Source organism: Erysipelatoclostridium sp. MSK.23.31 (assembly GCF_019125875.1).
GTDB classification, from domain to species: Bacteria; Bacillota_I; Bacilli_A; order Erysipelotrichales; family Coprobacillaceae; genus Thomasclavelia; species Thomasclavelia ramosa.
In genome coordinates, this window is sequence record NZ_JAHOCB010000146.1 from 1 (window position 1) to 315 (window position 315).

General features: G+C 40.3%; 1 protein-coding gene. It reads right to left on the minus strand.

The genetic code is table 11. The features are described 5' to 3' along the window. Positions 1-315, minus strand: a 315-nt coding sequence (locus KSU54_RS19620; protein ID WP_217749059.1) for a replication initiation factor domain-containing protein, incomplete at both ends; no start/stop codon positions are given.

Below are 315 nucleotides of genomic sequence, written 5' to 3' on the forward strand. Positions count from 1 at the left end.
ACGGCATGACCTGTCTTTCCAGCCATTGCAGAGTGCGTTCCATATTGACAGGTACGGGGTTCATTTCAAAAGGTAAACTGTCATGGGAAATGAATATCTCCCACAGCGGATAATCGGGAAATTGCACAAAATCAGTAATAAGGTAAAACACCAACCCATGAGGGTTATATGTCAATAACAATTCCTCAACTGCCTGTACTGCCTTTTTATCACGCAGACGAATTTCAAAACGGTTGATAATATCCGTATGTTTCTTTTTGGTTGCCTGTTCCTTTTGTTTTTCATACAGGCAGAAATATTTTGTGCTTGCCTTTG